At 66.6% G+C, this 22039-nt stretch carries 16 protein-coding genes; 9 read left to right on the forward strand and 7 right to left on the reverse strand.

All coding sequences use genetic code 11. The features are described from left to right. Positions 1-289 precede the first annotated feature (289 nt). On the forward strand, positions 290-547 hold the full coding sequence (locus ABDV78_RS01805) for a helix-turn-helix domain-containing protein (protein ID WP_343525470.1): 258 nt from the start codon (positions 290-292) through the stop codon (positions 545-547). 245 nt (positions 548-792) lie between these two features. Next, positions 793-1707: a LysR substrate-binding domain-containing protein gene (locus tag ABDV78_RS01810; RefSeq protein WP_343525471.1), complete on the forward strand. Its 915-nt coding sequence runs from the start codon at positions 793-795 to the stop codon at positions 1705-1707. 40 nt (positions 1708-1747) lie between these two features. Here the strand turns inward: ABDV78_RS01810 and ABDV78_RS01815 are convergent, their stop codons facing one another. Then, positions 1748-4525 carry a TonB-dependent receptor gene (locus tag ABDV78_RS01815; protein ID WP_343525472.1) on the reverse strand — a complete coding sequence of 926 codons (2778 nt, stop codon included), beginning with the start codon at positions 4523-4525 and terminating at the stop codon, positions 1748-1750. 114 nt (positions 4526-4639) lie between these two features. Between ABDV78_RS01815 and ABDV78_RS01820 the strand changes: the two genes are divergently transcribed. Together ABDV78_RS01820 and ABDV78_RS01825 are read left to right on the forward strand one after the other, a co-directional pair. Continuing rightward, positions 4640-6595 carry an isoaspartyl peptidase/L-asparaginase gene (locus tag ABDV78_RS01820; RefSeq protein WP_343525473.1) on the forward strand — a complete coding sequence of 652 codons (1956 nt, stop codon included), beginning with the start codon at positions 4640-4642 and terminating at the stop codon, positions 6593-6595. Next, positions 6582-7034 (forward strand): Lrp/AsnC family transcriptional regulator, encoded by a 453-nt coding sequence (locus tag ABDV78_RS01825; protein ID WP_343525474.1) that lies wholly within the window; start codon positions 6582-6584, stop codon positions 7032-7034. The genes ABDV78_RS01820 and ABDV78_RS01825 overlap by 14 nt, the downstream gene beginning before the upstream one ends. 48 nt (positions 7035-7082) lie before the next feature. On the opposite strand, the gene ABDV78_RS01830 is transcribed toward ABDV78_RS01825, so the two are convergent. The 6 genes from ABDV78_RS01830 to ABDV78_RS01855 all read right to left on the reverse strand — a co-directional run bounded on the left by ABDV78_RS01830 (position 7083) and on the right by ABDV78_RS01855 (position 16319). Next, complete coding sequence (locus ABDV78_RS01830; RefSeq protein WP_343525475.1) at positions 7083-9977, reverse strand: FAD-binding and (Fe-S)-binding domain-containing protein; 2895 nt, start codon at positions 9975-9977, stop codon at positions 7083-7085. Further along, complete coding sequence (locus ABDV78_RS01835) at positions 9977-11353, reverse strand: VOC family protein (protein WP_343525476.1); 1377 nt, start codon at positions 11351-11353, stop codon at positions 9977-9979. Before ABDV78_RS01835 ends, ABDV78_RS01830 begins: the two co-directional genes overlap by 1 nt. 21 nt (positions 11354-11374) lie before the next feature. Then, entirely contained in the window at positions 11375-12391 is a 1017-nt protein-coding gene (locus ABDV78_RS01840; protein WP_343525477.1) for an arginine N-succinyltransferase, read from the reverse strand. Then, entirely contained in the window at positions 12388-13809 is a 1422-nt protein-coding gene (astD, locus tag ABDV78_RS01845) for a succinylglutamate-semialdehyde dehydrogenase (protein ID WP_343525478.1), read from the reverse strand. The genes ABDV78_RS01840 and astD overlap by 4 nt, the downstream gene beginning before the upstream one ends. Further along, a complete protein-coding gene (locus ABDV78_RS01850; RefSeq protein WP_343525479.1) occupies positions 13806-15002 on the reverse strand; it encodes an aspartate aminotransferase family protein in 1197 nt (398 codons plus the stop codon). Before ABDV78_RS01850 ends, astD begins: the two co-directional genes overlap by 4 nt. Positions 15003-15164: 162 nt before the next feature. Then, positions 15165-16319, reverse strand: coding sequence for a succinylglutamate desuccinylase/aspartoacylase family protein (locus ABDV78_RS01855; RefSeq protein ID WP_343525480.1), 1155 nt, complete (start codon positions 16317-16319; stop codon positions 15165-15167). A gap of 546 nt (positions 16320-16865) precedes the next feature. On the opposite strand from ABDV78_RS01855, the gene ABDV78_RS01860 reads away from it, so the two are divergent. The 5 genes from ABDV78_RS01860 to ABDV78_RS01880 are packed head-to-tail and all read left to right on the forward strand — an operon-like array spanning position 16866 to position 22019. Continuing rightward, entirely contained in the window at positions 16866-19028 is a 2163-nt protein-coding gene (locus ABDV78_RS01860; protein ID WP_343525482.1) for a TonB-dependent siderophore receptor, read from the forward strand. Beyond that, on the forward strand, positions 19025-19849 hold the full coding sequence (locus tag ABDV78_RS01865; RefSeq protein ID WP_343525483.1) for an alpha/beta hydrolase-fold protein: 825 nt from the start codon (positions 19025-19027) through the stop codon (positions 19847-19849). The genes ABDV78_RS01860 and ABDV78_RS01865 overlap by 4 nt, the downstream gene beginning before the upstream one ends. Further along, a complete protein-coding gene (locus tag ABDV78_RS01870) occupies positions 19846-20121 on the forward strand; it encodes a hypothetical protein (RefSeq protein WP_343525484.1) in 276 nt (91 codons plus the stop codon). Before ABDV78_RS01865 ends, ABDV78_RS01870 begins: the two co-directional genes overlap by 4 nt. After that, a complete protein-coding gene (locus ABDV78_RS01875) occupies positions 20118-20414 on the forward strand; it encodes a hypothetical protein (RefSeq protein ID WP_343525486.1) in 297 nt (98 codons plus the stop codon). Before ABDV78_RS01870 ends, ABDV78_RS01875 begins: the two co-directional genes overlap by 4 nt. 6 nt (positions 20415-20420) lie before the next feature. Then, on the forward strand, positions 20421-22019 hold the full coding sequence (locus ABDV78_RS01880; RefSeq protein WP_343525487.1) for a PepSY-associated TM helix domain-containing protein: 1599 nt from the start codon (positions 20421-20423) through the stop codon (positions 22017-22019). Positions 22020-22039 lie beyond the last annotated feature (20 nt).

Raw genomic sequence — 22039 nt, forward strand, 5'->3', positions numbered from 1 at the left:
TCAACAACCATCGCCTCTTCGGTCCCATCGGATACATCACACCGGCAGAAGCCGAGGCCGCATACTATGCCGTAAAGGAGCCATCTGCTATCGCGGCATGTCCCAAACGAAAATGCCTCCGCGAAACCCGGGGCGCTTCATCCTGATACGACCGGCAATATCTGTCTCTTTGTTGCGATCCGGCACTGGTGCTCTGGCCTCAAAGCTAGAGTCTGAGTGGAATCGACAGGGGATTCCCAAGGGGCATGAAGTCTGATTCAAGGTCTGTGCCGTGTGGAGGTCGGCAGCGGTGGGTCGAGCCTATTCAGATGATTTGCGTGAGCGAGTAGCGGCATCGGTTTTGGGTGGCGGGTCGTGCCGGGCAACCGCTGAGTTGTTTGGCGTCAGCGTGGCGAGTGCGGTGAAGTGGTTGCAACGGCGTCGGGCGACCGGCAGCGCAGCGGCCCGACCGCTGGGCCACAAGCAGCCGCGTTCGCTGGCCGCCGAGCGCGATTGGCTGCTGGAGCGACTGGCGAGCAAGCCGGACGTGACGTTGCGTGCGCTCTGACGCGTTCGCCCCCTCCCATCGTCACGCGAAGTTAATCACCTTCGGCCAACTCACGCCAGAGCTATTGGGAGTGCCCACCTCCTTGGCGCCATCGGCGCGAACCCGATCCGCCAGATGCCGTGACTGGATACCGACGTTGGGAACTGCGGCTGTTCGATGCGCTCTTGGTATGATTCCCTTGCCGTTTGGAACGAGGAATGTCAGCGTTGCCCTGACGTAATGCTACCGGATCCGGTTCGCCCTTCATGCCAAATGATCATCACGACATCCATCGTCGCGAGCTGCCGCCACTGCCGGCGCTCGCCAGTTTCCTGGCGGCGGTGGAGACCAGCAGCTTTTCGCGCGCGGCGCAGCGCATGGCGTTGACGCAGAGTGCGATCAGTCGGCAGATCGCGTTGCTGGAGGATTGGCTGGGGGTGGCGCTGTTCGAGCGGCGCGGGCGGCGGGTGACGCCGACCTCGGCGGCGCTCGCCTATGCCGAAGCGGTGGGGCCGGCGGTCGAGCGGTTGCGGAGCGCCACGCGGCGGTTGTTGACCCCGGTTGCCGACCGCGCGCTGACGATTGCGACGCTGCCCAGTTTCGGGATGCGCTGGCTGGCGCCGCGCCTGCCGGGGCTTACGGCACGGCATCCCGAATTGCTGGTGAACTTCGCCGCACGCTCCTATCCGTTCGATTTCGCCGAGGAGCGGTTCGATGCGGCGATCCATTTCGGCCTGCCCGACTGGCCGGGCGCGGACCATGCCTTGTTGTTCCATGAGGATGTCGTGGCGGTCTGTTCGCCCGACTGGCTGGCGCGCAATCCGGTGACGAAGCCTGCCGACCTGCTGCCGCACACGCTGTTGTCGCTGGAGGCGCGGCCTGACGCCTGGCGGCGCTGGTTCACCGCCGCCGGCATGGCCGATGCGGCGATCGGGGAAGGGCCGGTGTACGAACATTTCCTGATGCTGGCCCATGCGGCGGCGGCGGGGATGGGAATGGCGCTGATCCCGTCCTTCCTGATCCGCCCGGAACTGGAATCGGGCGCGTTGGTGACGCCGCTTGACGTCACGCTCAACGCTTCGGAAGCCTATTATCTGGTGTGGCCGCGCAGCAGCAGCCACAGCCCGTTGTTCGACCGCTTCCGCCACTGGCTGCTGGATGAAGCCAGGGCGGAGGCGTGAGGGGGACTGGTTCGAGCGGATCAGGCTTTATCGTAAAGGATCAGAGCGGCTTTCCGCCCATCTTCCATGTCAACTGCACGGCATAGCTGCGGCCGATCCCGTCGAACCACGAAATGTCGTAATAGGGATAAGACGCATAGGTCGGGTCGCGGCCCGGCGCCTGGTCGAACAGGTTGGTTACCGTTCCGGTCAGGCGGAGGCGTTCGTTCAGGTCGTAGCGCATGGACAGGTTGAACAGGTAGCTCGCCTTGATGAAAGCATCCTGATCGTAGTTCGGCAACTTGCCCAGCCGCATGCCGGTGAGCGTGGTGGAGAAATCGCCGAGGCTCCAGGTCAGGCTGGCCGTGCCCTTTTCACGCGGGATGTCGAAATTGCTGTCGACCGCGAACTTGTTGATGATGGGATCGCCCGGATATTGGCGGACCGTGTGGTTGAAGACGTAGGTGTAGCCGCCCGACAGGGTGAACGCCCCGATCGCGGCGGTGGGCAGGCGGAAATTGGCGGCAATGTCGATCCCGTCGGTCGTCTCTTCCGCGACGTTGATCGGGTTGACCGCAACCGCCTGTAGCTGTCCGGCCAACGCGCCGCTGGTGTAGCGGATCACGCGGGCAAGGGCGTCGCGACAGGTCGGCGACGAGGGATCCGCGCCGCCGCCGGTGCGGCAGCGCGATTCGTCGCGCAGCACCGAATCGATGCTGATGTCGCGAACCTGATCCTTCATCTTCACCCGGAAGTAATCGACCGACAGGTCGATGCGGCTCGATGGCTGCCACACGACACCGGCGTTGAGCGAGGTTGAGGTTTCGGGCTGAAGCTGACGATTGCCGGTCTTGCGGGCGATGATCGTCTGGTCCGAATAGCTGCAGTCGCCGATCGTCTCGTTTGGCTCCTCGACGCGGCACAGATAATAATCGGTGGCCGAGGGGTGGGTGTTGCCCGGCCCCCGGAAGACATAGTTCAGGTCGGGCGCGCGGAAGCCGGTGCCATAGGCTGCGCGCAGCAGCAATCGCCGGGTCGGGCGCAGTTCGCTGCCGATATTATAGGTGAAGCGGCCGAACGTGTTACCGGCGATGTGGAACGAGTCGTACCGGCCCGCCGTGCTGAGTTGCAGGAAGGACAGCACCGGCACGCGGAATTCATAGCCCAGGCCCCAGCGGCTGCGCGATCCGCTGCCGTCCGAATCCACCAGCCCGACATAATAATTGGTCAGCGTCAGCGGATCGGGCTTGAGGTCATAGCCCTGCTTGCCCGCCTCTGCGACGAATGCGAAGCCGACGGGGCCGGCGGGCAGTTGGAACAGGTCGGTCGTGTTCAGCGAGCCAGCCAGCGTATCGGTCCACGACCGGGGCCGGTAAAGCGAATCGACCGAGATCGAGCGATATTCCGCCGGTGTCAGCGGCGTGTAGAGACGGCGGACATCGGCGTTGAAGATCGCATAGCCGCTGACCGGATCGACCCCCTGCTGCTGTCCCAGGAACAACGCGTTCGATTTCGAGATGACGATTTCGGGGAAGGTGACGCGCGAGGTGTACTGCGCATGATTGAACGACACCTCATATTTCCACTTGTCGTTCGTGCCGAACTGGCCGCGAATGCCGGGCGTGATGTTGAAGGTGATCGACCGGTTGCGGGTCATGCCGTTCTGGAACCCGCCCATTTCCTCCGGCGTGAACTGGCGGGTCCAGTTATCGAGTTGCAGCCCGCTGTCTGTCGCGTCGGGCGACAGGTTCGGGTTGAAGAAGGTGCCCTCTTCATTCCCATCGGGTGACACATAATACCAGCTCTTTACCCGGCGGAAGAGCTTCAGCTTGGAATAGCTGAATTGCAGGTCTGCGAAGAGTTCGGTGCCGCCGCCCAGGTCATAGCCCATCGCGCTATAGGCGGTGACCGACTTGCGGTCCGAAATCATCGTACCGAATGCGACCGACTCGTTGCTGCCGCAGAAATGGCCATAGCGACGGCGGTTGGCGTAATAGGTGGTGCCCTGGTTCAGCGACGACAGCGCACTGCACGTCGCCTGGCCCGGATCAATGTAATTCGCATCCTCGTCGGAACGCAGGAAGGTGCGCTGCGCCAGCGGGGTGGCGGTGGTCGGGTTGTCGGCGGTCGAATCCTGCCGCTTGCGCTGATATTGCCACAAGGGGCGCTGGTTCAGGAATTCGACCCCGACGATGCCGTGGAAGCTGCCGGTTTCCCAGCCGCTCGTCGCCATGAGCCGGTACGCTGCGCCACCGCCATGTTCGGTGTCGCTATAGCGCAGGTCGATGCGGGTGCCGTCGGGCTTGGTCTTCAACTGGAAATTGACGACCCCGGCGATCGCGTCCGACCCATAGATCGCCGAGGCACTGCCGCTCAGCACCTCGACCCGATCGATCAGGCCGACGGGAATGTTCGAGATGTCGGTGAAGTTGCTGTTGCCCTGAAACGGTAGCGGGAAGTCGGCGATGCGACGCCCGTTGACCAGCACCAATGTATGATTGGGGCCGAGCCCGCGCAGATCGACCTGCTGCGCGCCGGGGCTGAAGCTGGCGCCCGAGGCGCTCTGCTGGCCCTGCGTCTCGCCGCTGTTCTGGGACAGGCTGCGCAGCACGTCGGGGACGCTGAGGAAGCCGCCCTTCAGGATATCTTCCGACGTGACGACGGTGACCGGCGCCGGTCCTTCCTTCTGCACGCGCGGGATGCGCGATCCCAGGACGGTGATTTCATCCGATGCGCCCGTCGTCGGGGCGGTGTCAGGCAGGTCCTGCGCCATCGCGCTACCGGCAATCGCCATCATGCCTGCCCCCGCCAGCCAGCGTGCGACCCAACTCCCCCGCATTATAAATGCTCCCCGTTTATGCCCCTCTAAGCAATCATAATGGCATGGACTTATATCAAATTGAAACATAAAAACGCCATGTTGAATGGGCGTTTGATTATTCTGATGGGGGGCGTGGCCTTGCGACACTATGCTTTGGGCATCGCATTGATATGCGGAGGAATTGCGTCGGCGGTGCCGGCGGCGGGGCAGCAGGCGGCACCGGCTGCTGTTACCGGGGCACGCTTTTTCGTGACCGGCGATCCGGCCAAGCCGCGGCCTGCCGCCACGTCGCAGGGCCTGATGCTGATGGGTGGCGGCGACTGGGACAAACAGGCGTTCCCGTGGTTCGCGAAGAAGGCGGGCTATGGCCATATCCTGATCCTGCGCGCGTCGGGCGATGGCGAGGGTGGGCGCGAGATGTTCGCCGAGATGGCGGGGGTCCAGTCGGTGTCGACCATTCTGTTCACCGATCGCGCCGCATCGACCGATCCGCGCGTGCTGGCGGCGATCGCCAAGGCGGACGGAATCTTCCTGGCGGGTGGCGATCAGGCGAAATATGTCCGCTTCTGGCAGGGGACGCCGGTTGCCCGTGCGCTGGACGCGCATGTCGCGGCGGGCAAGCCGATCGCGGGAACCAGTGCCGGCCTCGCCGTGCTGGGCGGTATCGCCTATGGCGCGATGGACGGCGGCAGCATCGATTCGTTCAAGGCGCTGTCCGATCCGCTTGGCGACGCGGTGACGCTGGTCCGTGATTTCCTGCACATGCCGCGCCTCGCCCATGTCGTCACGGACACGCATTTCAACGAGCGCGACCGGCTGGGGCGGCTGATCGCCTTCGTCGCCAAGGCGCGTGCGACGGGTGACCCGACCGCAATCGGGCTGGGTATCGATGAGGAGGGCGCGCTGTGCGTCGATGGCGACGGGCGGGCGACCTATCGCGGGCCGGCCAATACCCATGCCTGGCTGGTGCAGCCGCCAGGGGTGCCGAAGCTGATGCCGGGCAAGCCGCTCGACTGGGCCGATATCAGGATCACCGGCATCGCGCCGGGGGGCACGATCGATCTCGACACGCTGACCGTGCCGAAGCCGGCCTTTGTCGGCATGGCAAAGGTGATCGCGGGGCGGGTGATCGACGCGCCGTTGCCGCCCGGTGGTCACTGGTCGCTGGCGATCCATGGCGGGGCGGGGGTGATCCCGAAGGGGTCGCTGACCCACGAACAGGAACGCGCCTATCGCGCCGGCCTGGACGCCGCGCTCTCGGCCGGGTCGGCGGTGCTGGCGAAGGGCGGCACCAGCCTCGACGCGGTGCAGGCGGCGGTGCGGGTGCTGGAGGACGATCCGAACTTCAACGCCGGGCGCGGCGCGGTGTTCGATGCGGAGGGGAAGAACCAACTCGACGCGGCGATCATGGACGGCGCGACGCTGCGTGCCGGGGCGGTCGCCGGGGTCAGCGCCACGAAGAACCCGGTCGTGCTGGCCCGCGCGGTGATGGAGCATAGCCGCCATGTCCTGTTGACCGGCGCGGGCGCCGACCAGTTCGCGCGCGAACAGGGGGTGGAGCAGGTCGATCCGTCCTATTTCCGCACCGAAAAGCGCTGGCGCGAATATCTGGAATGGAAGCGCGACGAGCTGCATGCGGCGCTCGACCCGACGCATCGGTTCGGCACGGTCGGCGCGGTGGCGCGCGACCAGCGCGGGCATCTGGCTGCCGCGACCTCTACGGGTGGACTGACCGGAAAGCGCTGGGGCCGGATCGGCGATTCACCCATCATCGGCGCTGGCACCTATGCGATGGACAAGACCTGCGCGGTATCGGCGACGGGCACCGGCGAATTCTTCATCCGGCAGGTCGCCGCACGTCAGGTCTGCGACCGGGTCCAGTGGAAGGGGCAGGACATCGCCACGGCGGCGAGCGACACGATCGAGGAAGTGGGCGAGATCGGCGGCGATGGTGGCCTGATCGCGATGGACGGCAACGGACACATCGCCTTTGCGATGAACAGCGACGGCATGTATCGTGGCAGCGTGTCGGATGATAAACCCCCACGTACCGCCATCTATGCGGGAGAAATGGATGCCGGCCGATAGTCCGACCCCTTCCAAGCGCGAACTGGACACGCGATTGCTGGCGCTGTTGCGACAGGATTCGCGCGTTCCGGTGTCGGAACTGGCGCATGTGCTGAACGTGTCGCGCGCGCATGTCTATGCCAGCATCGCGCGCATGGAGCAGGACGGGACGATCGACGGTTATACCGTGCGGCTTGGCGACGCGCATGATCGACGCATGGTGCGTGCGCATGTGATGATGACGACGCTGCCCAAGTTGCTGGACGAGACGAACGAGGCGCTGGCGGCGATCCCCGAACTGACCGGCATATATGCCATTGCTGGCGAATATGACCTGATCGCAACGGTCGAGGCGCCCAGCCTGGAGAGGCTGAACGACGTGATCGATGCGATTGGTCGACTGGAAGGGATTGGGCGGACCATGTCGGCGGTCGTGCTGGCGACACGGTTGCGGCGGTAGGGATTTCGTCCTCTCGACCGTAGCCCGTGACGGTCCGCAACGGGTCGCCTATCCCGCAAGGACCCGATCGATCAATTCCACCGGATGCAGCGGGCGGCGGCCGGTCAGTCGCTTGGTCTGGCAGCGGCAGGAAAAGCCGGTGGCGAGCATCGCATCGTCCTGCGTCACATCCGCCCAACTGAGCGCGAAGATGTCGCGCGACAGTTTCTGGTTCTGCGCCTCATGGCCAAACAGCCCGGCCATGCCGCAACAGCCGGTTTTGGTGGGGGTGGCGGCGATGCCGAAACCCGCCAGCGCCTCCGCCCAGTTTGCCAGCGCCTGTGGCCGTAGCGCCTGTTCGGTGCAATGGCCGAGCAGGCGTTGCGGGGTAATGGTGGGGGTGGGGGTAGCGGTGGCGGTCGGCGTGCGACCCTGTCGCACCGCCTCGGCCAGCAGCATTTCCAGCCCCGCGACCTCGACGCTGTCGCCGGTCATCTCGCCAAATTCCTGCGTGAACATCAGCGCTGTCGCGGCATCCAGCCCGACCAGCCGGACGCCGAGATCGGCGAGTGCGCGTACTTCCGCCATGCGGGCGCGGGCGATGCGAGCGAAGCGGTCGCGCATCCCCAGCAAGTGCAGCACCTTGCCATTGCTGCGCGGCGGCAGGCGGAGCACGCTATGGCCGCAAGCGGCGAGTACGCGGCTGGCGGCGGCGACCACCGGACCATCGAAGCTGGCGGTGAAGCTGTCCTCCACCAGGATGACCGTGCGTGCGAGCGCGTCGGCCGGCATGTTCCTGATCCGCGCGAGCGAGACGATCGGGGGCATGGCGCGTGGATCGGCGACCGCGAAGGCGGGGAGGTCGACATAGCCGAGCCTGCGTTCCAGCGTTGCCCGTACCCGGTCGCTGCTGGCGACGCGGTTGGCGATGCCGGGCAAGGCGCGTCCGGCGGCCAGCATCGATTCCATCTGCGCGACGATGTGGTGGCGGATCGGGCGGGCTCGCCTGGCCCAATAGCGTTCGGCGAAGCGCGACTTCATCGTCGGCACGTCAACCTTGACCGGGCATAGCGTTGTACACGCCTTGCACGACAGGCAGGTCGCGAGCGAGGCATGGGTATCGGCAGCCATCGCATCGCGCTCGGCCATCTCGGCCGGGGTCGGGTCGGCGATCGAATCGAGCCGTGCCCAGGCGCGCAGCAGCGATGCGCGGCCCTTGGGCGATTGTGCGCGATCGCGCGTCGCCTTGTAGGACGGGCACATCACGTCGAGCGAATCCCACGCGAAACAGGCGCCATTCCCATTGCACGCCACCGCGCGGTCGAACGCCTTGGAGCGTGCCGCGTCGATCCGGCGATCGGACTCGCCGCGCAGGGGTACGCCATCGATCCGGTCGATCGGCTGCCCCGCGGCAGCGGCGAGCTTGCCGGGGTTGAAGCGGTTCTGCGGGTCGAACGCCGCCTTCAGCCGCTCCAGCTCCGGGTAAAGGCTGCCGAAGAAGAAGGGCGAGAATTCACCGCGATAGCCGCGGCCATGTTCGCCCCATAGCAACCCGCCATAGGCCTTGGTCAGCCGCGCCACTTCGTCGGAGATCGGGCGGATCAGCGCGGCCTGTTCGGGATCGCGCAGGTCGAGAAACGGGCGAACGTGCAGGCAACCCACATCGGCATGACCGAACATGCCATAATTGAGGCCATGGCCGTCGAGCAGTGCGCGGAACTCGGCCACGAAATCCGCCAGCTTTTCGGGCGGGACGGCGGTATCCTCGACGAACGGAATACCCTGCCGCGCGCCGCCCAGCCGGGCGAGCAGCCCGACCGATTTTTCGCGCAGGGTCCAGAGCTGGCCGATCGCGGCGTCGTCGCGGACGATCTGCATATCGCCTTGCGGGCCGATCTCGGCGAGCGCGGCGAGACCGGCGGCGATGGTTGCATCGTCATCGGCGGTGAATTCGACGAAGTTCATCGCCGCGACGGGGATATCGCTTGCCCCACCCAACAGCCCCTCGACGCTCGACCAGATGACGTCGCTGCGCGCGACGCCCAGCACCTTGTCGTCCAGGATCTCGACAGCGACCGGATCGGCGGCGATCAACCGCTGCACATCGCGCATCGCGGTGTCGAACGCGGCATAGCGGATGACCGCAAGCGCGCGCTTCTTCGGACGATGCGCGACGCGCAGCGTGATCGAACGGGTGACCGCCAGCGTGCCCTCGGAGCCGGCAAGCAGAAACCCCAGGAAGAAGCGGTCGGCACCCGCGTCCCACGTCTTTTGCAGGTTATAGCCGGTCAGTCCCCGGTTCATCTCCGGGAAGATCGCGGTGATGTCGTCGGCGCGGGTCGTGACGATGCGCAGCGCCTCGCGGTGGATTTCGGCGACGATGCCGCTGCCCGCCGCGAAGGCCTCGGCCTCCGCGCGGGTCATCGGTTCGGCGCGCCATGGGGTGCCGTCGGACAGGGTCAGGTCGAGTGCGACGATATAGTCCGACGTCTTGCCCCAGCGGCGCGATCCCTTGCCCGACGCATCGGTCGCGACCATGCCACCGATCGTCGCGCGGCTGGCGGTGGACACCATCGGCGGAAAGAAGCGGCCATGCGGCTTCAGGAAGGCGTTGAGCTGATCCAGCACGACGCCCGGTTCGACCGTCACAATGTTCGCATTCGGATCGAACGTGCCGATGCCGCGCATGTGGCGGGCGAAATCGACGATGATCCCGTCGTTCAGCGACTGGCCGTTGGTGCCGGTATTGCCTCCGCGCGCGGTCAGCGACAGGCCGGTATCGGCAAGGGCGCGGACCAGCAGCGTCACATCGTCGCCGTGGCGCGGATAGACGATCGCGGCCGGGCGGACCTGATAGATGCTGTTGTCGGTCGACGCGACCTGCCGTGCGCCGATGCCGTCCTCGATATCGCCGGTGAACCCCGCCCGATCCAGATCGCGCAGCAGGCGGGCGACCACCGTCATCAGGCCGTCTCCACCCCGCGCAAAGCCTTGCGAACCTCCATCATCGATCGTGCCTCCGCAGCGGCGTAGAGCGTCAGCTCGTCCTGTACAGCGCCCCCCATAGCCGCCTCGAACGCAGCCCGCGCCGCCGATGCCGCATAGTGGCGCTGTTCGGCACCTCCCAGGTTCGACTGGAAGATGCCCGCCGCGCTGACCGGCAGAAAATCCTCATAGACGATCGGCAGTGCGCGGACATAGCCTGCCGCCAGCCATGCATCGATATCGCCTGCCGGACGCACGCCGGTTGCGATCAGCCGCTGCCCGGCATCGGTCACGTCGTAGCGGAACCAGGCCAGCCCCTCGTCGCGCAAGGCCTCGACCGTATCGGGAAAGGCGGCAAAGGTCGTGGCCAGCCGGTCGGCATAGCTTGCCCCCTGCGAACCAGCCTCACCGCGTGCCGTCGCCAGCAACTGGTCGTACAGCGCGCGGCCCTTTGGCGTGAGCGCGGCTCCGCGCTGTTCGATCTCGCCGAAACGGGCGGTGTGCTGGCCGGGCTGGCCGCCGGGGAAGGTCACGTCCTCCTCGATCGCCTTGAAGCTGGTCTGGCGCAGCAGGATCGGCACGGCGCGCGGCGGTGGCCCCTCGATCACCGCCTTCGCATCGATGCCGCGTGCCTGCATCGCGGCCTGCGCGGCATCGATGTCGAGCGTGCGCGGCGTCAGGTGGTTGATGTGCGGCCCACGGAACGACACGACATCGGCGATCAGGCGGTGCGCGCCGTGCAGCCGGTCATAGGTCGTGGCATCGACCCGCGCATCGCCGTGCCAGCGAAAGGTATCGAGCAGCGCCAGGACGAAGCGTTCGGCATCGGCATCGTCCAGTCCGCCCTGCGCCTCGTTCGCTTCGATCAGGCGGACCGCTTCATCGGTGAAGATCTGCCGCGTCGACAGGATCGCCTCCGCCTCGGCACGCAGGCCTGTGTCCTCGATCAGTTCGAGGCGCAACAACGAGGTGAAGACCCGGAACGGATTGGCGGCGAGCGCCGCGTCCTCGACCGGGCGGAAGGCGGTCGAATGGACCGGCACCCCCGCGACCGACAGGTCGTAATAGCCGACCGGATACATGCCCATCACCGCAAAGGCGCGGCGCATCATGCTCAGTTCCGCCGCCGTACCCAGTCGGATCGCGCCGTGCCGTTCGACATCGAGCCGGTCGAGTTCGTCGGCCGATGCCATTTCGGCGGCCAGCGCGGGCTGCTCGGCCAGTATCTGCGCATTCACGTCGGAGACGATCGACAGGAGGTCGCCGTAGAGCGGCACTTCGGCGCGGTACATCGCCGACATCGCTTCGGAAAAGCGGGTGCGGATGGCGTTCGGGGAGGTGAAGCTGTGGGTCATGGCTACCTTCGACAGATAGGGTCAGCGCGCGGCATATGTAATGGAGTCGCCGATCCCGATGTCCAACACGCGGGCGGCTTCGGGATCGAGGACGACGCCGTCGTCCTGCTGGAGGATGCACGCGAAACAGGCGCGGAACCCCGCCAGCCGGCCGGTGGCGGCGATGCAGGGGGTGGCGTCGTCGCGGTCCTTGACGGCGCGGACGACCGCGGTGCGCGACATGCGGACGGTGGCGATGTCGTCGGTCGCGGCGGTCACGGTCGGGCCGCCGTCGAACAGATCGACATAATCGTCGTGACGAAACCCTTCCTTCTCCAGCAGCCGCAATGCCGGACGCCCGGACGGATGCGGCACGCCCAGCACGGCACGCGCCGGTTCGGGCAGCATCGCCAGCAGGACCGGCGTGGTCGGCATCAGCCCGGCCAGGACATGGGTGCCATGTTCGGCATTGAACGTGTCCGCCTGGGCAAAGCCCATGCCGAAAAAGCGCGCGGCGATCCCGTCCCAGAATGGCGCCTCCCCCGCATCGTCCACCACGCCGCGCAGTTCGGCGATGGTGCGATCGGCGAAGCGGGCGCGGTGCATGGCAATGAACAGATAGCGGCTGCGCGCGAGGAGCGTGCCGGCACCCCCCGCACGCGCATCGGCACGCAGGAAGAGTCCACCCACTTCGCTGCACCCGGCATGGTCGGTGCAGATGGTCAGCGTGCCATGATCGACCGACCGGCCCAGCACCGCATGATCGGCACCATGGCGGTCGATGCGGTAGCTGTAGAATGGCGCGTCGGTGCCGATGTGCGAGAAGATCTGGCACGTGCCATGGATCGCGCCGGTGGCATCGTCCTCCAGCACGAACAGGAAGCGATCGACCCCAAAGCTGTCGCTATCGCGCGCGAAGGCGGCATCGGCGGCGGCCAGCCGTTCGCCCAGCTTCACCTTGTCCGGCGGCAGGTTGACGAACCCGCCGCCGGTGGTCTGCGCCATTTCATAGAGCGCCGTCAGGTCGTGCCCACCAGCGGCCCGCAACAGGATCGTCACGCCGGACCGGCTCCTAGCACGGGCCTCAGCGCGTCCCAGTTGCCTGCTGCGCTGCCCGCCTCGAAGCTTGCCATCGGATAGGCGCAATAGTCGGCGGCATAATAGGCGCTGGGCCGGTGGTTGCCCGAATCGCCGATTCCGCCGAACGGCTGCGCCCCCGCCGCTCCCGTGGTCGGGCGGTTGCGGTTGACCACGCCGGCGCGCGCCTCCAGCACGAACCGCTCCCAGAGCATGTCGTCGTCGGTCAGCAGCCCGGCGGACAGGCCGAAGCGGGTGTCGTTGGCGGCGGCGATCGCCGCATCGAAATCCGCGACCCGGATGACCTGAAGGACGGGGGCGAAAATCTCCTCGTCCGGCACCGACAGGCCGGTCACGTCGAGCAGCGCGGGTGTGACGAAGGCGGCCCTTCGCCCTTCGATCCCGCCGAACGGCACGATGGCGCGGGCACCGGCGGCTTCCAGGGCAGCGACCTGCGCCTGGGCCGTCGCGGCGGCGGCGTCGGAGATCAGCGGGCCAATATAGGGATTTTCGTCCCAGCGCCCGATGGGCAAGCGCGGGATCAGCGCGGCCACGGCATCGATCACCCCGTCGCCGAACGCTCCGTGCGGCAGGATCAGGCGGCGCGCGCAGGAACAGCGCTGTCCGGTGGTGATATAGGCCGACTGTAAGATCAGCGCCGCCACCTCCGTCACATCGCCGTCCCATGCGATCAGCGGGTTGTTGCCGCCCAGTTCCAGCGCGAGGATCACATCGGGCCGCTCGGCAAAGGCGCGGCGGAAATGCGCGCCGGTCGTCGCCGATCCGGTGAACAGCAGCCCGTCGATATCGCCCTCGACCAGCGCCGCGCCGGTTTCGCGCGCACCCTGCACGACCTGCAACACGCCGTCCGGCAGCCCGGCTTCGGTCCAGGCCTCCACCATTGCCGCACCGACCGCCGGGGTCAGCTCGGACGGCTTGAACACCGCCGTATTCCCGGCCAGCAGCGCGGGGACGATATGGCCGTTGGGCAGGTGGCCGGGGAAGTTATACGGTCCCAGTACCGCCATCACGCCATGCGGCCGGTGACGCAGCACCGACTCGCCGAAGGGCATCGCGCTGCGCTTTTCGCCGGCGCGTTCGGCCTGGGCAGCGATCGACAGCTCGACCTTGCCGACCATCGTGCCGACTTCCTGCGTGGCTTCCCATAGCGGCTTGCCGGTTTCGCGCGCGATCAGTCGGGCAAGGTCGTTGGTGCGGGCCTTCAGCACCGCGGCATAGGCGCGGGCGATCGCCACCCGGTCCTCGACCGAGATGCCCCGCCAGTCGCGGAACGCCGAGCGGGCGCGGGCGATGGCCGCATCGACTTCGGCGCGGCTCGCGGTCGGGCCTGTCCAGACCGTCTCGCCCGTCGCCGGGCAGGTCGACGTCAGCATGCTCATGCCGCCTGCGCCATATCACGGCGCGCGGCGATGCAGGCGGCTTCGAGCCGAAGGATCGCTTCGCCGATCTCCCCGGCCGAAATAAGCAGCGAGGGGAGCAGGCGTACGCAATTCTCGCCACCACCCGCGACCAGGATGCCGTGGTCGCGGGCGATACCCATGAACGCGCGATTGTTCGGGATCATCTTCAGGCCGATCAGCAGCCCCTTGCCGCGCACTTCGGCGATCACGTCGGGGAAACGGGCGCGCAGCACCTCAAGCCGTTCGAAGAAATCGGCGCTGGCGGCGCGGGCATGAGCCAGCGTTTCTGGCCTGGCGATCGTATCGAACGCGGCGATGCCTACCGCCATGGCCAGCGGATTGCCGCCAAAGGTCGTGCCATGGATGCCCGGCGTCATGCCCTTCGCCGCTTCTGCGGTCGCAAGGCAGGCGCCGATCGGGAAGCCCGATCCCAGGGCCTTGGCCAGTGCCATGATATCGGGTGCGGCACCGTCGAACCATTGGTGCGCAAAGAGCTTGCCGGTGCGCCCCATGCCGCTCTGTACCTCGTCATGGATCAGCAATACGCCGTGCCGGCGGGTCAATTCACGCAGCCGCAGCAGCCATTCGCCCGACAAGGCGCGCGCGCCGCCCTCGCCCTGAACCGGCTCGACGATCACGGCCGCCGTGGTCCGACGTGCGATCGCTTCCTCGATCGCCGCCTGATCGTCGATCGACAACTGGACGAAGCCGGGCAGGCGGGGCCCGCACCCCTCCATATAGCCGGCATTGCCCGAGGCGTTGATCGCGGCATAGGTACGGCCGTGGAACGACCCGTCGAAGCCGATGATGTCGATCCGCTCCGGCTGGCCGTTCACATGGTGATAGCGGCGCGCGGTCTTGATCGCGCATTCGACCGCCTCGGTGCCGGTATTGGCGAAGAACACGCAGTCGGCGAACGACGCATCGACCAGCCGCTGTGCCAGCGCTTCCTGCCCCGGGATGCGGAAGATGTTGGAGACGTGCCAGAGCTTGCGCGCCTGTTCGGTGAGCGCATCGACCAGCACCGGATGGGCATGGCCCAGCGCGTCGGTCGCGATGCCGGCGACGCAGTCGATGTAGCGCCGCCCCTCGGTATCGATCAGCCACACGCCCTCGCCGCGATCCACCGCGATCGGCGCGCGGTTGTACAGGTTCATCAGCGGGTCGGTCATGATGGCTCCTATCATCGATTCGGTAATCCGGCGGCAGGTGGGCACTTCAGCGCCAGGCCTGTGCAGTCGGTTCACGCGATTGCCTTACTGGACCCGGAATAGGGCGTGGACAAACGCAATGGCATCATCTGTTGATGACGGATGGGAATGAAGCGAATGGCCTCAATGCGTCTCGATCGGCGTAACGGTCGAGGGGCACCCGTCGCGCTTGCACGGCAGGCTGTCGTCCCAGGACAGCAGGCGGACGACCATGTCGCCCGGCTGGGTGCGCGGGTCGGTGCCCATGCCTGCGACCCGTGCATCGAGCGGCGCGGTCAGCGTGGCGATCGTCCGTCCGAACGGGTCGGTGACGATCGCCAGCACATCGCCCTTCTTCACATACTGGTTCAGTTGCACGCGCACCTGCGCCCATCCGCCGCGCGGGCTGTCGACATTGGTGACGACATTGCCGAGGAACGGTTCTGGATCGCGAAGGTCGGGTTTGCCCGGCAGCATTCCCCGGTCGATCATCACGTTGCGCACGCCCCGCAGGCCGCGCGCGATCATGGCGCTGTCGAACACCTCAGCGCCGCCGAGTTCATAGGTGACGGCGGGGATGGCATTGGCGTTCAGCATGTCCTCCACCGCGCCGTTGATGCCGGCATTCACATAGGCGCTGTCGGGCCGCAGCATCATCGCGATCCGCTTGGCGGCGGGGGTTGCGACAAAGACATAGGCCGGATAGGCGCCCCCGCGCGACTGGGTATGCAGGTCGATCGCGAAATCGGTGTTGCCGATGAAGAGCTGCGACCATAGCCGTCGGGCATAGCGTTGCGCCGCATTTCCTTCGTCGCCATGCGCATAGGGATCCTGGGGGATCAGGCGGTTAAGATTTTCGCCCGTACCATGGTGACTGCCAGTAAAGGCGCGCGTCGAATTGCGCAGGCCCGGCGCGTTCAGGCCCGGCACGGCGATGAGCGTTCCCTTCATGACCGCCGGATCGAGCCCTTCGACCAACTGGTGGATCACGCCGATGCCGTTCAGTTCGTCGCCATGGATGCCGGCGGTCAGCAGGAAGCGGGGGCCGGGCTGCGTACCCTTCACCACCACGATCGGCACGTAATATCCCTGTCCGATGTCATTGTCGTCGACCCGAAGCCACAGTCGCGTCTTGCCAGGTGGCAGGGCGGCGACATCCAGCTTCTCGATCACCGGCGACCCATCGATCCGGTTTCCCGGATCGTCCGGCAGGGCAGCGGACAGGGTGGCGGAGGGCAGGGCGGCGAATAGTGCGATGGCCAGCGCGAACCAGGCGGGAAAACGAAACGGGCGGGACATGGCGGGCCTCCAGAACGACAAAGCCAAGGCTCGCATGTCGTTACGGGGCCGTCCAAGCGAAAATCTGTCATGTTCTGATGTGTTCTGCTCATCAGGCAAAGGGTAGGCCGGTTCGATGTCAGTCCGAGCTGTACGATCACGTTGATGCAGCATGTCACAAAGACGGGTTCGACGAAGCCGCGGCATCAAGGGGGGGATCGGAATGCGGACGTGAAGACGTGTGCCAGGTCTGAGGGCGCTGGCGTGACGATGTGAAGCCGCAACTCGCGCTCCGGCTGTAATGTTGGACACCGGGTTATACCGCGCTGGTGATCGGGCGGCTTCAAGTGGACGGTTTGCCGCTCATCGGACAACCGCTGCTACCCATCGTCAACACGCCGGTCGGTCGAGGGGCCCCGGAAGGGCAGGCGCGGTTCCAAACATCCCAACCATCACATCAACTTGTCAAATGCGATTGACTTGCATTATCCGTAATAGCTAGGGAGCGCTCGTTGCTTTCAGGGAAGCACCGCCGGGGACGGCGGGCATCAAAGGGGCGGGGGACCTATGAAGATTTATTGGGGTGTTGGGTTGCTGCTGTCGTCGGCGGCATCGCCGGTCGTGGCGCAGGAGAATAACGGCGACGCATTGCGCGATAAGGATATCGTGGTGACGGCGACGGGACAGACCCAGGCGACGTCGGGCACGAAGACCGCGACCCGCCTGATCGAGGTGCCGCAATCCATTTCGGTCATCACTCGCGAGGAACTCGACGTCCGGGCGGTCCACAGCGTCACCGAGGCGCTCGCCTATACCGCCGGGGTCCAGGCCGAGCAGGACGGCATCGACAGCCGCGCCGACAGCTTCTCGGTGCGGGGCTTTGCGGCCGGCAGCTTCAGCGACAATCTCTTCCTCGACGGTATTCGCCTGCCCGCGGGCGGCCAATGGACGCGCACTGCGTTCGATCCCTTCGCGCTCCAGCAGATCGAGGTGCTGAAAGGCCCCTCGGCGGTCCTGTTCGGGCAGGTGGCGCCCGGTGGCATCGTCAATCTCGTGACGAAGCGCCCGACCGCGAAACCGCGTGGCGAGATCATGCTGCAGGGGGCAGGGTTCACCGACCTCGGAAAATGGCAGTATCAGGGCGCGGCGGACGTGTCGGGGCCGCTCAACGCCGACGGCACGATCCGCGCGCGGCTCGTCGGCCTCGCGCGCTATGGCGATGCCCAGATCGATGCGATCAAGACCGGGCGCTACTATATCGCACCCAGCTTCTCCTGGGTGCCCGATGCCGCCACCAGCATCACGGTGATGGGCCAGTATCAGCGCGACGAGGGGGGATCGACCTTCCAGTTCCTGCCCTATGTCGGGTCGCAGCAGCCGGGTGCGGGCGGGCGCCATATCCGCCTCGACGCATTCCTGGGCGAGCCGCAATTCAATACCTATGACCGCAACGAGTATTTGCTCGGGTACGAGTTGCGCCACGCCTTCTCTGACCAGTTCGAACTCCAGCAGAATGGCCGTTACACCCGCGTCGAGACGCTGTTCCAAGGCACCGTGCTGCGCGGGGGAACGCTGGCCAACGGACAGACGATCAATCGTCGCGCTGTACGGGGTATCGGTCATTCCGACGGCTATGGCCTGGATACCAAGTTGGAAGGCCGTATCGACACCGGTCCGTTGGCGCACCGCGTGCTGGTTGGCGTCGACATGCTCGACACCGAATGGCGGCACCTGCGCGACCTGTCGACGAACGTTCCGCCGATGCCCGACATTTTCAACCCCGTGTCGCAGGGGGTGGGCCGGATATTCCAGGCGCTCGCTCCGCAGGTTTATATGAACGCACGGCTGGAGCAGGTCGGGGCCTATGGCCAGGATCAGATCAAGCTCGGCCAGCTCCATGTCACGCTGGGCGCGCGCTACGACTGGGCGAAGAACCATCAGGTGAACGAATTGGCCACCGGCACCACCGACCCGGTGACGCTGACCAAGGCCGACAAGCTGACATGGCGGGCGGGCGCGACCTGGGTTTCGCCGAGCGGCATCGCGCCCTATGCCAGCTATTCCACGTCGTTCCAGCCGACGACCGGCCAGTATTTCGACGGCACGCCGTTCAAGCCGACGACGGGCGAGCAATATGAGGCGGGCGTCAAATATCAGCCGCGCGGCAGCAACGCGCTGCTCACCGCGGCTGTGTATCAGCTTACCCAGAACAATCTCGCCAGCCCCGACCCCGACGAAAGCCATGTCTGCGCCGGCAGCACCTGCCAGGTCCAGACCGGGCAGGGGCGCATCCGGGGGATCGAACTGGAGGGCAAGGCGACGCTGGTCGGCGGCCTCAGCATGATTGCGACCGGCACCTACATGGACAGCGAGATCACGCGGGGCCCTCGGGGGCAACAGGGTAACCGGTTGACGCAGGTCCCTGAGTGGATGGGCTCGCTGTTCGCGGACTATCGCTTTGCCGAGGACGGGCTGCTGGGCGGCTTCGGGCTGGGCGGCGGGGTGCGCTATGTCGGCATTTCCTATGGCGACACCGCCAATGCGTACCGCGTGCCCGGCTACACGCTGTACGACCTGTTCCTGCGCAAGGCCTTTGCCAGCGGTATCATCCTGTCGGTCAATGCGCGCAACCTGACCAATCATCGCTATGTCGCGCTGTGTTCGTCGGCGGCCTCCTGTTATTACGGGTCGGGACGGACGCTGAACCTGCGGCTGCAATACCGGTGGTGAGCGTGTTCGCGGCCGTCATGCTTGCGCTGGCAGCGCCCGCTGTGCCGATGGCGGAGAAGGCACCGGCGGAGACGCCCTACACGCTGCCACGCAGCGTCGAGCAGGTCGTTCATGCCGAAAACGGTGAGGCGTATCACATCATGATCGCCTGGCCGGAGGGACCTCCACCGCCCGCCGGCTATCCGGTCCTCTACGTGCTGGACGGCGAGGACAATTTCGCGATCGCTGCGCTCACGGCCCGCCGATTGGCCCGTGCGGGGGCGCGGGCGGGCGTCTCCGAGGGCATCGTCGTCGGGATCGCGGCCGGGCCTTTGCCACGCCGCACCCGCGACTATACGCCCGCGACGCCGGGCTGGGCGATCCCCGCGAACCGACCTGCCAGCGGCCTTGCAACGGGCGGAGCCGAAGCGTTTCTCGATTTCGTTGAGCGGCGGGTGCAGCCGATGGTCCGCCAGCGGTGGCGGGTCGATCCGTCGCGGGAGACGTTGCTCGGGCACAGTTTCGGCGGTCTGCTCGGGCTGCATGCGGCATTGACGCGACCGGCGATGTTCGATGGCGTCGTCGCGGTCAGTCCGTCGCTGTGGTTCGGTGATGGTCTGATTGCACGCGAAGCCGCTGCCGCGACAAACGCACCGCGTATCCTGATCGCCGAGGGCGACGATGCCGCCGCGTCGCCCGCCGAACTGACCCGGTCGCTCGCGCGTGGCGCGCGCGCGGATCGGGCGCAATTCCTGTCGCTGCCGGGTCAGTCGCACGGAACGACCATGCTGGTCGCCATGGCACCGGCGATCCGCTTCGCTTTTGCGGGAGCGGAACGATGATCGTCGGGTGGTGCGCCGCCCTGGCCACGATTGGCGGGGCATTGTGCCTTTATGCCAGCGCGCCGCATCAGGTGCTGGTGCGGCACGACGTCGCCGGTCCTCTCTGTCGGGTGGTCGGAGCCTTGCTCCTGCTGACCGCGCTGGTCCTGCTGCTGACGGTACAGGGCCCGGCGACCGCGGTCTTCACCTGGGCGACGGGCGCGATGCTGGTGTGGAGCATCGTGCCAGCGGTCGTCCGCTGGTGGCGGTTCCGGCGGGAGGCCGCGCGATGAGCCGTGCACCGCTCACCAGTCGCGACTGGTTCGGCAAGGCATCGGCCGCCACCGTCCTCGGCTTCACCCTGACGCTGGCGCTGACCTGCACCTTCGCGACCCTTTGCGCGACCGACGACGATGTGTTCGGCGCGCAGCGGCAACTCGCCATGTGGCTGGCGTCGCCGATGTGGTGCGCGATCCTCGGTCTCTGCTTCCTGTTTCGCAGCGGCGCGCGAGCATGGGGCTGGCTCGCGCTCGCCAATCTGCTGGCCTGGGCGCTCTATGTCGCCGCGCGCCTTCTTCTCGGGTGATCGCCGATGCGGACGGATATCGTAAAGACCTATAAGGACGTGCATAGCTGGGTCGGCATCATCGCGGGGCTGGCGCTGTTCATCGCCTTTTATGCCGGGGCGATCACGATGTTCGCGGAGCCGCTGAATCGCTGGGCATCCGCGCCGACCAGCATCCCAGCCCCGCCCTCGCTCGATCGGACGCCCGCGCTGATCGAGACGGTGTTGCGCGCCCGTCCCGACGCGCGCTCCGCCTATACCGTGCATTTCGAGACCGGCCCCGATCAGCCTGCCCGGCTGAGCTGGACCACCGGCAACCGCCGCGCGCCCGGCCCGACCTTCCTCGCCGCGCTGGCGCCCGATGGGGCGTTGCAGGTGGTGCGGCAGGACGCCTCGCCGATCGCGGAATTCGTCGACGTGCTCCACCAGAAGGTCGGTCTGCCGCTCAGCCGCAGCGCGGCGATGCCGGTCATGGGCGTGATCTCGCTGCTTTATGCCGTCGCGATCATCTCCGGCGTCATCTGTTTGCTGCCCAGTCTGGTGAAGGACCTGTTCGCGCTGCGCTTCGGCAAGAACGTCAAGCGGATGTGGCTCGACCTGCACAATCTGCTCGGGCTGTTCAGCTTGCCGTTCCACATCGTCATGGCGATCAGCGCCGTCATCTTCGCCTTTCACGACCAGATCTACGACATGCAGGGCGCGGTGTATCAGGTCGGCGCGGCCAAGGTCGAGCGGCGACCCCCGGCACCGCCCCGTCCGCCGCAGCCGCCTGCGTTCGAGGCGGTGCGCGGCACATTGTCGCCCGCTGAACTGCAACGGCGTATCGCGGCGCAGGCGCCCGGCTTTGCGCTGCGCTCGATCACGTATCGGCACGACGCGAAGAAGGGCGCGCACGGTGATATCACCGGGGTCGACTCGCGCTACGGGATGCGCGCGCCGACCTATGGCCTGGCGGAGATCGATACCCGTACGGGTGCGATTACCGGGGCAGACTATATGCCGGGGCGTCAGGGGCCGTGGTTCGCGGCGGTCACGTCCTTCTTCACGCTGCATTTCGGCAGTTTTGGCGGTGCGCCCGTGCGCTGGTCCTATTTCCTGCTCGGTCTTGCCGGTGCGTTCCTGTTCTACTCGGGCAATCTGCTGTGGATCGAGAGCCGCCGTCGCAAGGAGCGCAAGGCGGGCGCGGTGACGCAGACCCGCGCCACCCGCATCCTCGGGAGCCTGACGGTGGGCGTACCGCTGGGCTGCATCGCCGGAATCTCGCTGACGATCGCCGCTGCCAAGTGGCTGCCCGCCGACGGAGGCGATCTCGCCGCATGGCATAGCCGCATCTACTATCTGGTGTTCGCCGCCGCCATCATCTGGGCGCTTGCACGCGGTGCGGCGCGCAGCGGATCGGAATTGCTGTGGCTCGCCGCCGGGGCGACCGCCGCCATTCCGCTCACCACGCTCCTGTCGCCCGCAATCGCCCATGGCTGGAACCATCCCGGTGCGAGCCGACTGGTCGATCTGATCGCGATCCTCGGCGCGGGCGGTTTCGCCATGATGGCGCGCGCCGCCCGGCGGCGGTCCGTGGCGGGGCCGCGCGACAGCGTCTGGGCCATTCCTCGTGTCGCCGTGGCATGACCGTCGCTGCGACAGGACCA

The organism is Sphingomonas sp. (assembly GCF_039594485.1).
Taxonomy (GTDB): domain Bacteria; phylum Pseudomonadota; class Alphaproteobacteria; order Sphingomonadales; family Sphingomonadaceae; genus Sphingomonas.

Bases quoted from the DNA above. Each gene is read 5' to 3' on its own strand.
- astD (WP_343525478.1), bottom strand. From the start codon at position 13,809: ATGAGCATGCTGACGTCGACCTGCCCGGCGACGGGCGAGACGGTCTGG.
- ABDV78_RS01835 (WP_343525476.1), bottom strand. From the start codon at position 11,353: ATGACCCACAGCTTCACCTCCCCGAACGCCATCCGCACCCGCTTTTCC.
- ABDV78_RS01850 (WP_343525479.1), bottom strand. From the start codon at position 15,002: ATGACCGACCCGCTGATGAACCTGTACAACCGCGCGCCGATCGCGGTG.
- ABDV78_RS01875 (WP_343525486.1), top strand. From the start codon at position 20,118: ATGAGCCGTGCACCGCTCACCAGTCGCGACTGGTTCGGCAAGGCATCG.
- ABDV78_RS01880 (WP_343525487.1), top strand. From the start codon at position 20,421: ATGCGGACGGATATCGTAAAGACCTATAAGGACGTGCATAGCTGGGTC.
- ABDV78_RS01830 (WP_343525475.1), bottom strand. From the start codon at position 9,977: ATGACGGTGGTCGCCCGCCTGCTGCGCGATCTGGATCGGGCGGGGTTC.
- ABDV78_RS01855 (WP_343525480.1), bottom strand. From the start codon at position 16,319: ATGTCCCGCCCGTTTCGTTTTCCCGCCTGGTTCGCGCTGGCCATCGCA.
- ABDV78_RS01825 (WP_343525474.1), top strand. From the start codon at position 6,582: ATGCCGGCCGATAGTCCGACCCCTTCCAAGCGCGAACTGGACACGCGA.
- ABDV78_RS01860 (WP_343525482.1), top strand. From the start codon at position 16,866: ATGAAGATTTATTGGGGTGTTGGGTTGCTGCTGTCGTCGGCGGCATCG.
- ABDV78_RS01870 (WP_343525484.1), top strand. From the start codon at position 19,846: ATGATCGTCGGGTGGTGCGCCGCCCTGGCCACGATTGGCGGGGCATTG.
- ABDV78_RS01815 (WP_343525472.1), bottom strand. From the start codon at position 4,525: ATGCGGGGGAGTTGGGTCGCACGCTGGCTGGCGGGGGCAGGCATGATG.
- ABDV78_RS01810 (WP_343525471.1), top strand. From the start codon at position 793: ATGCCAAATGATCATCACGACATCCATCGTCGCGAGCTGCCGCCACTG.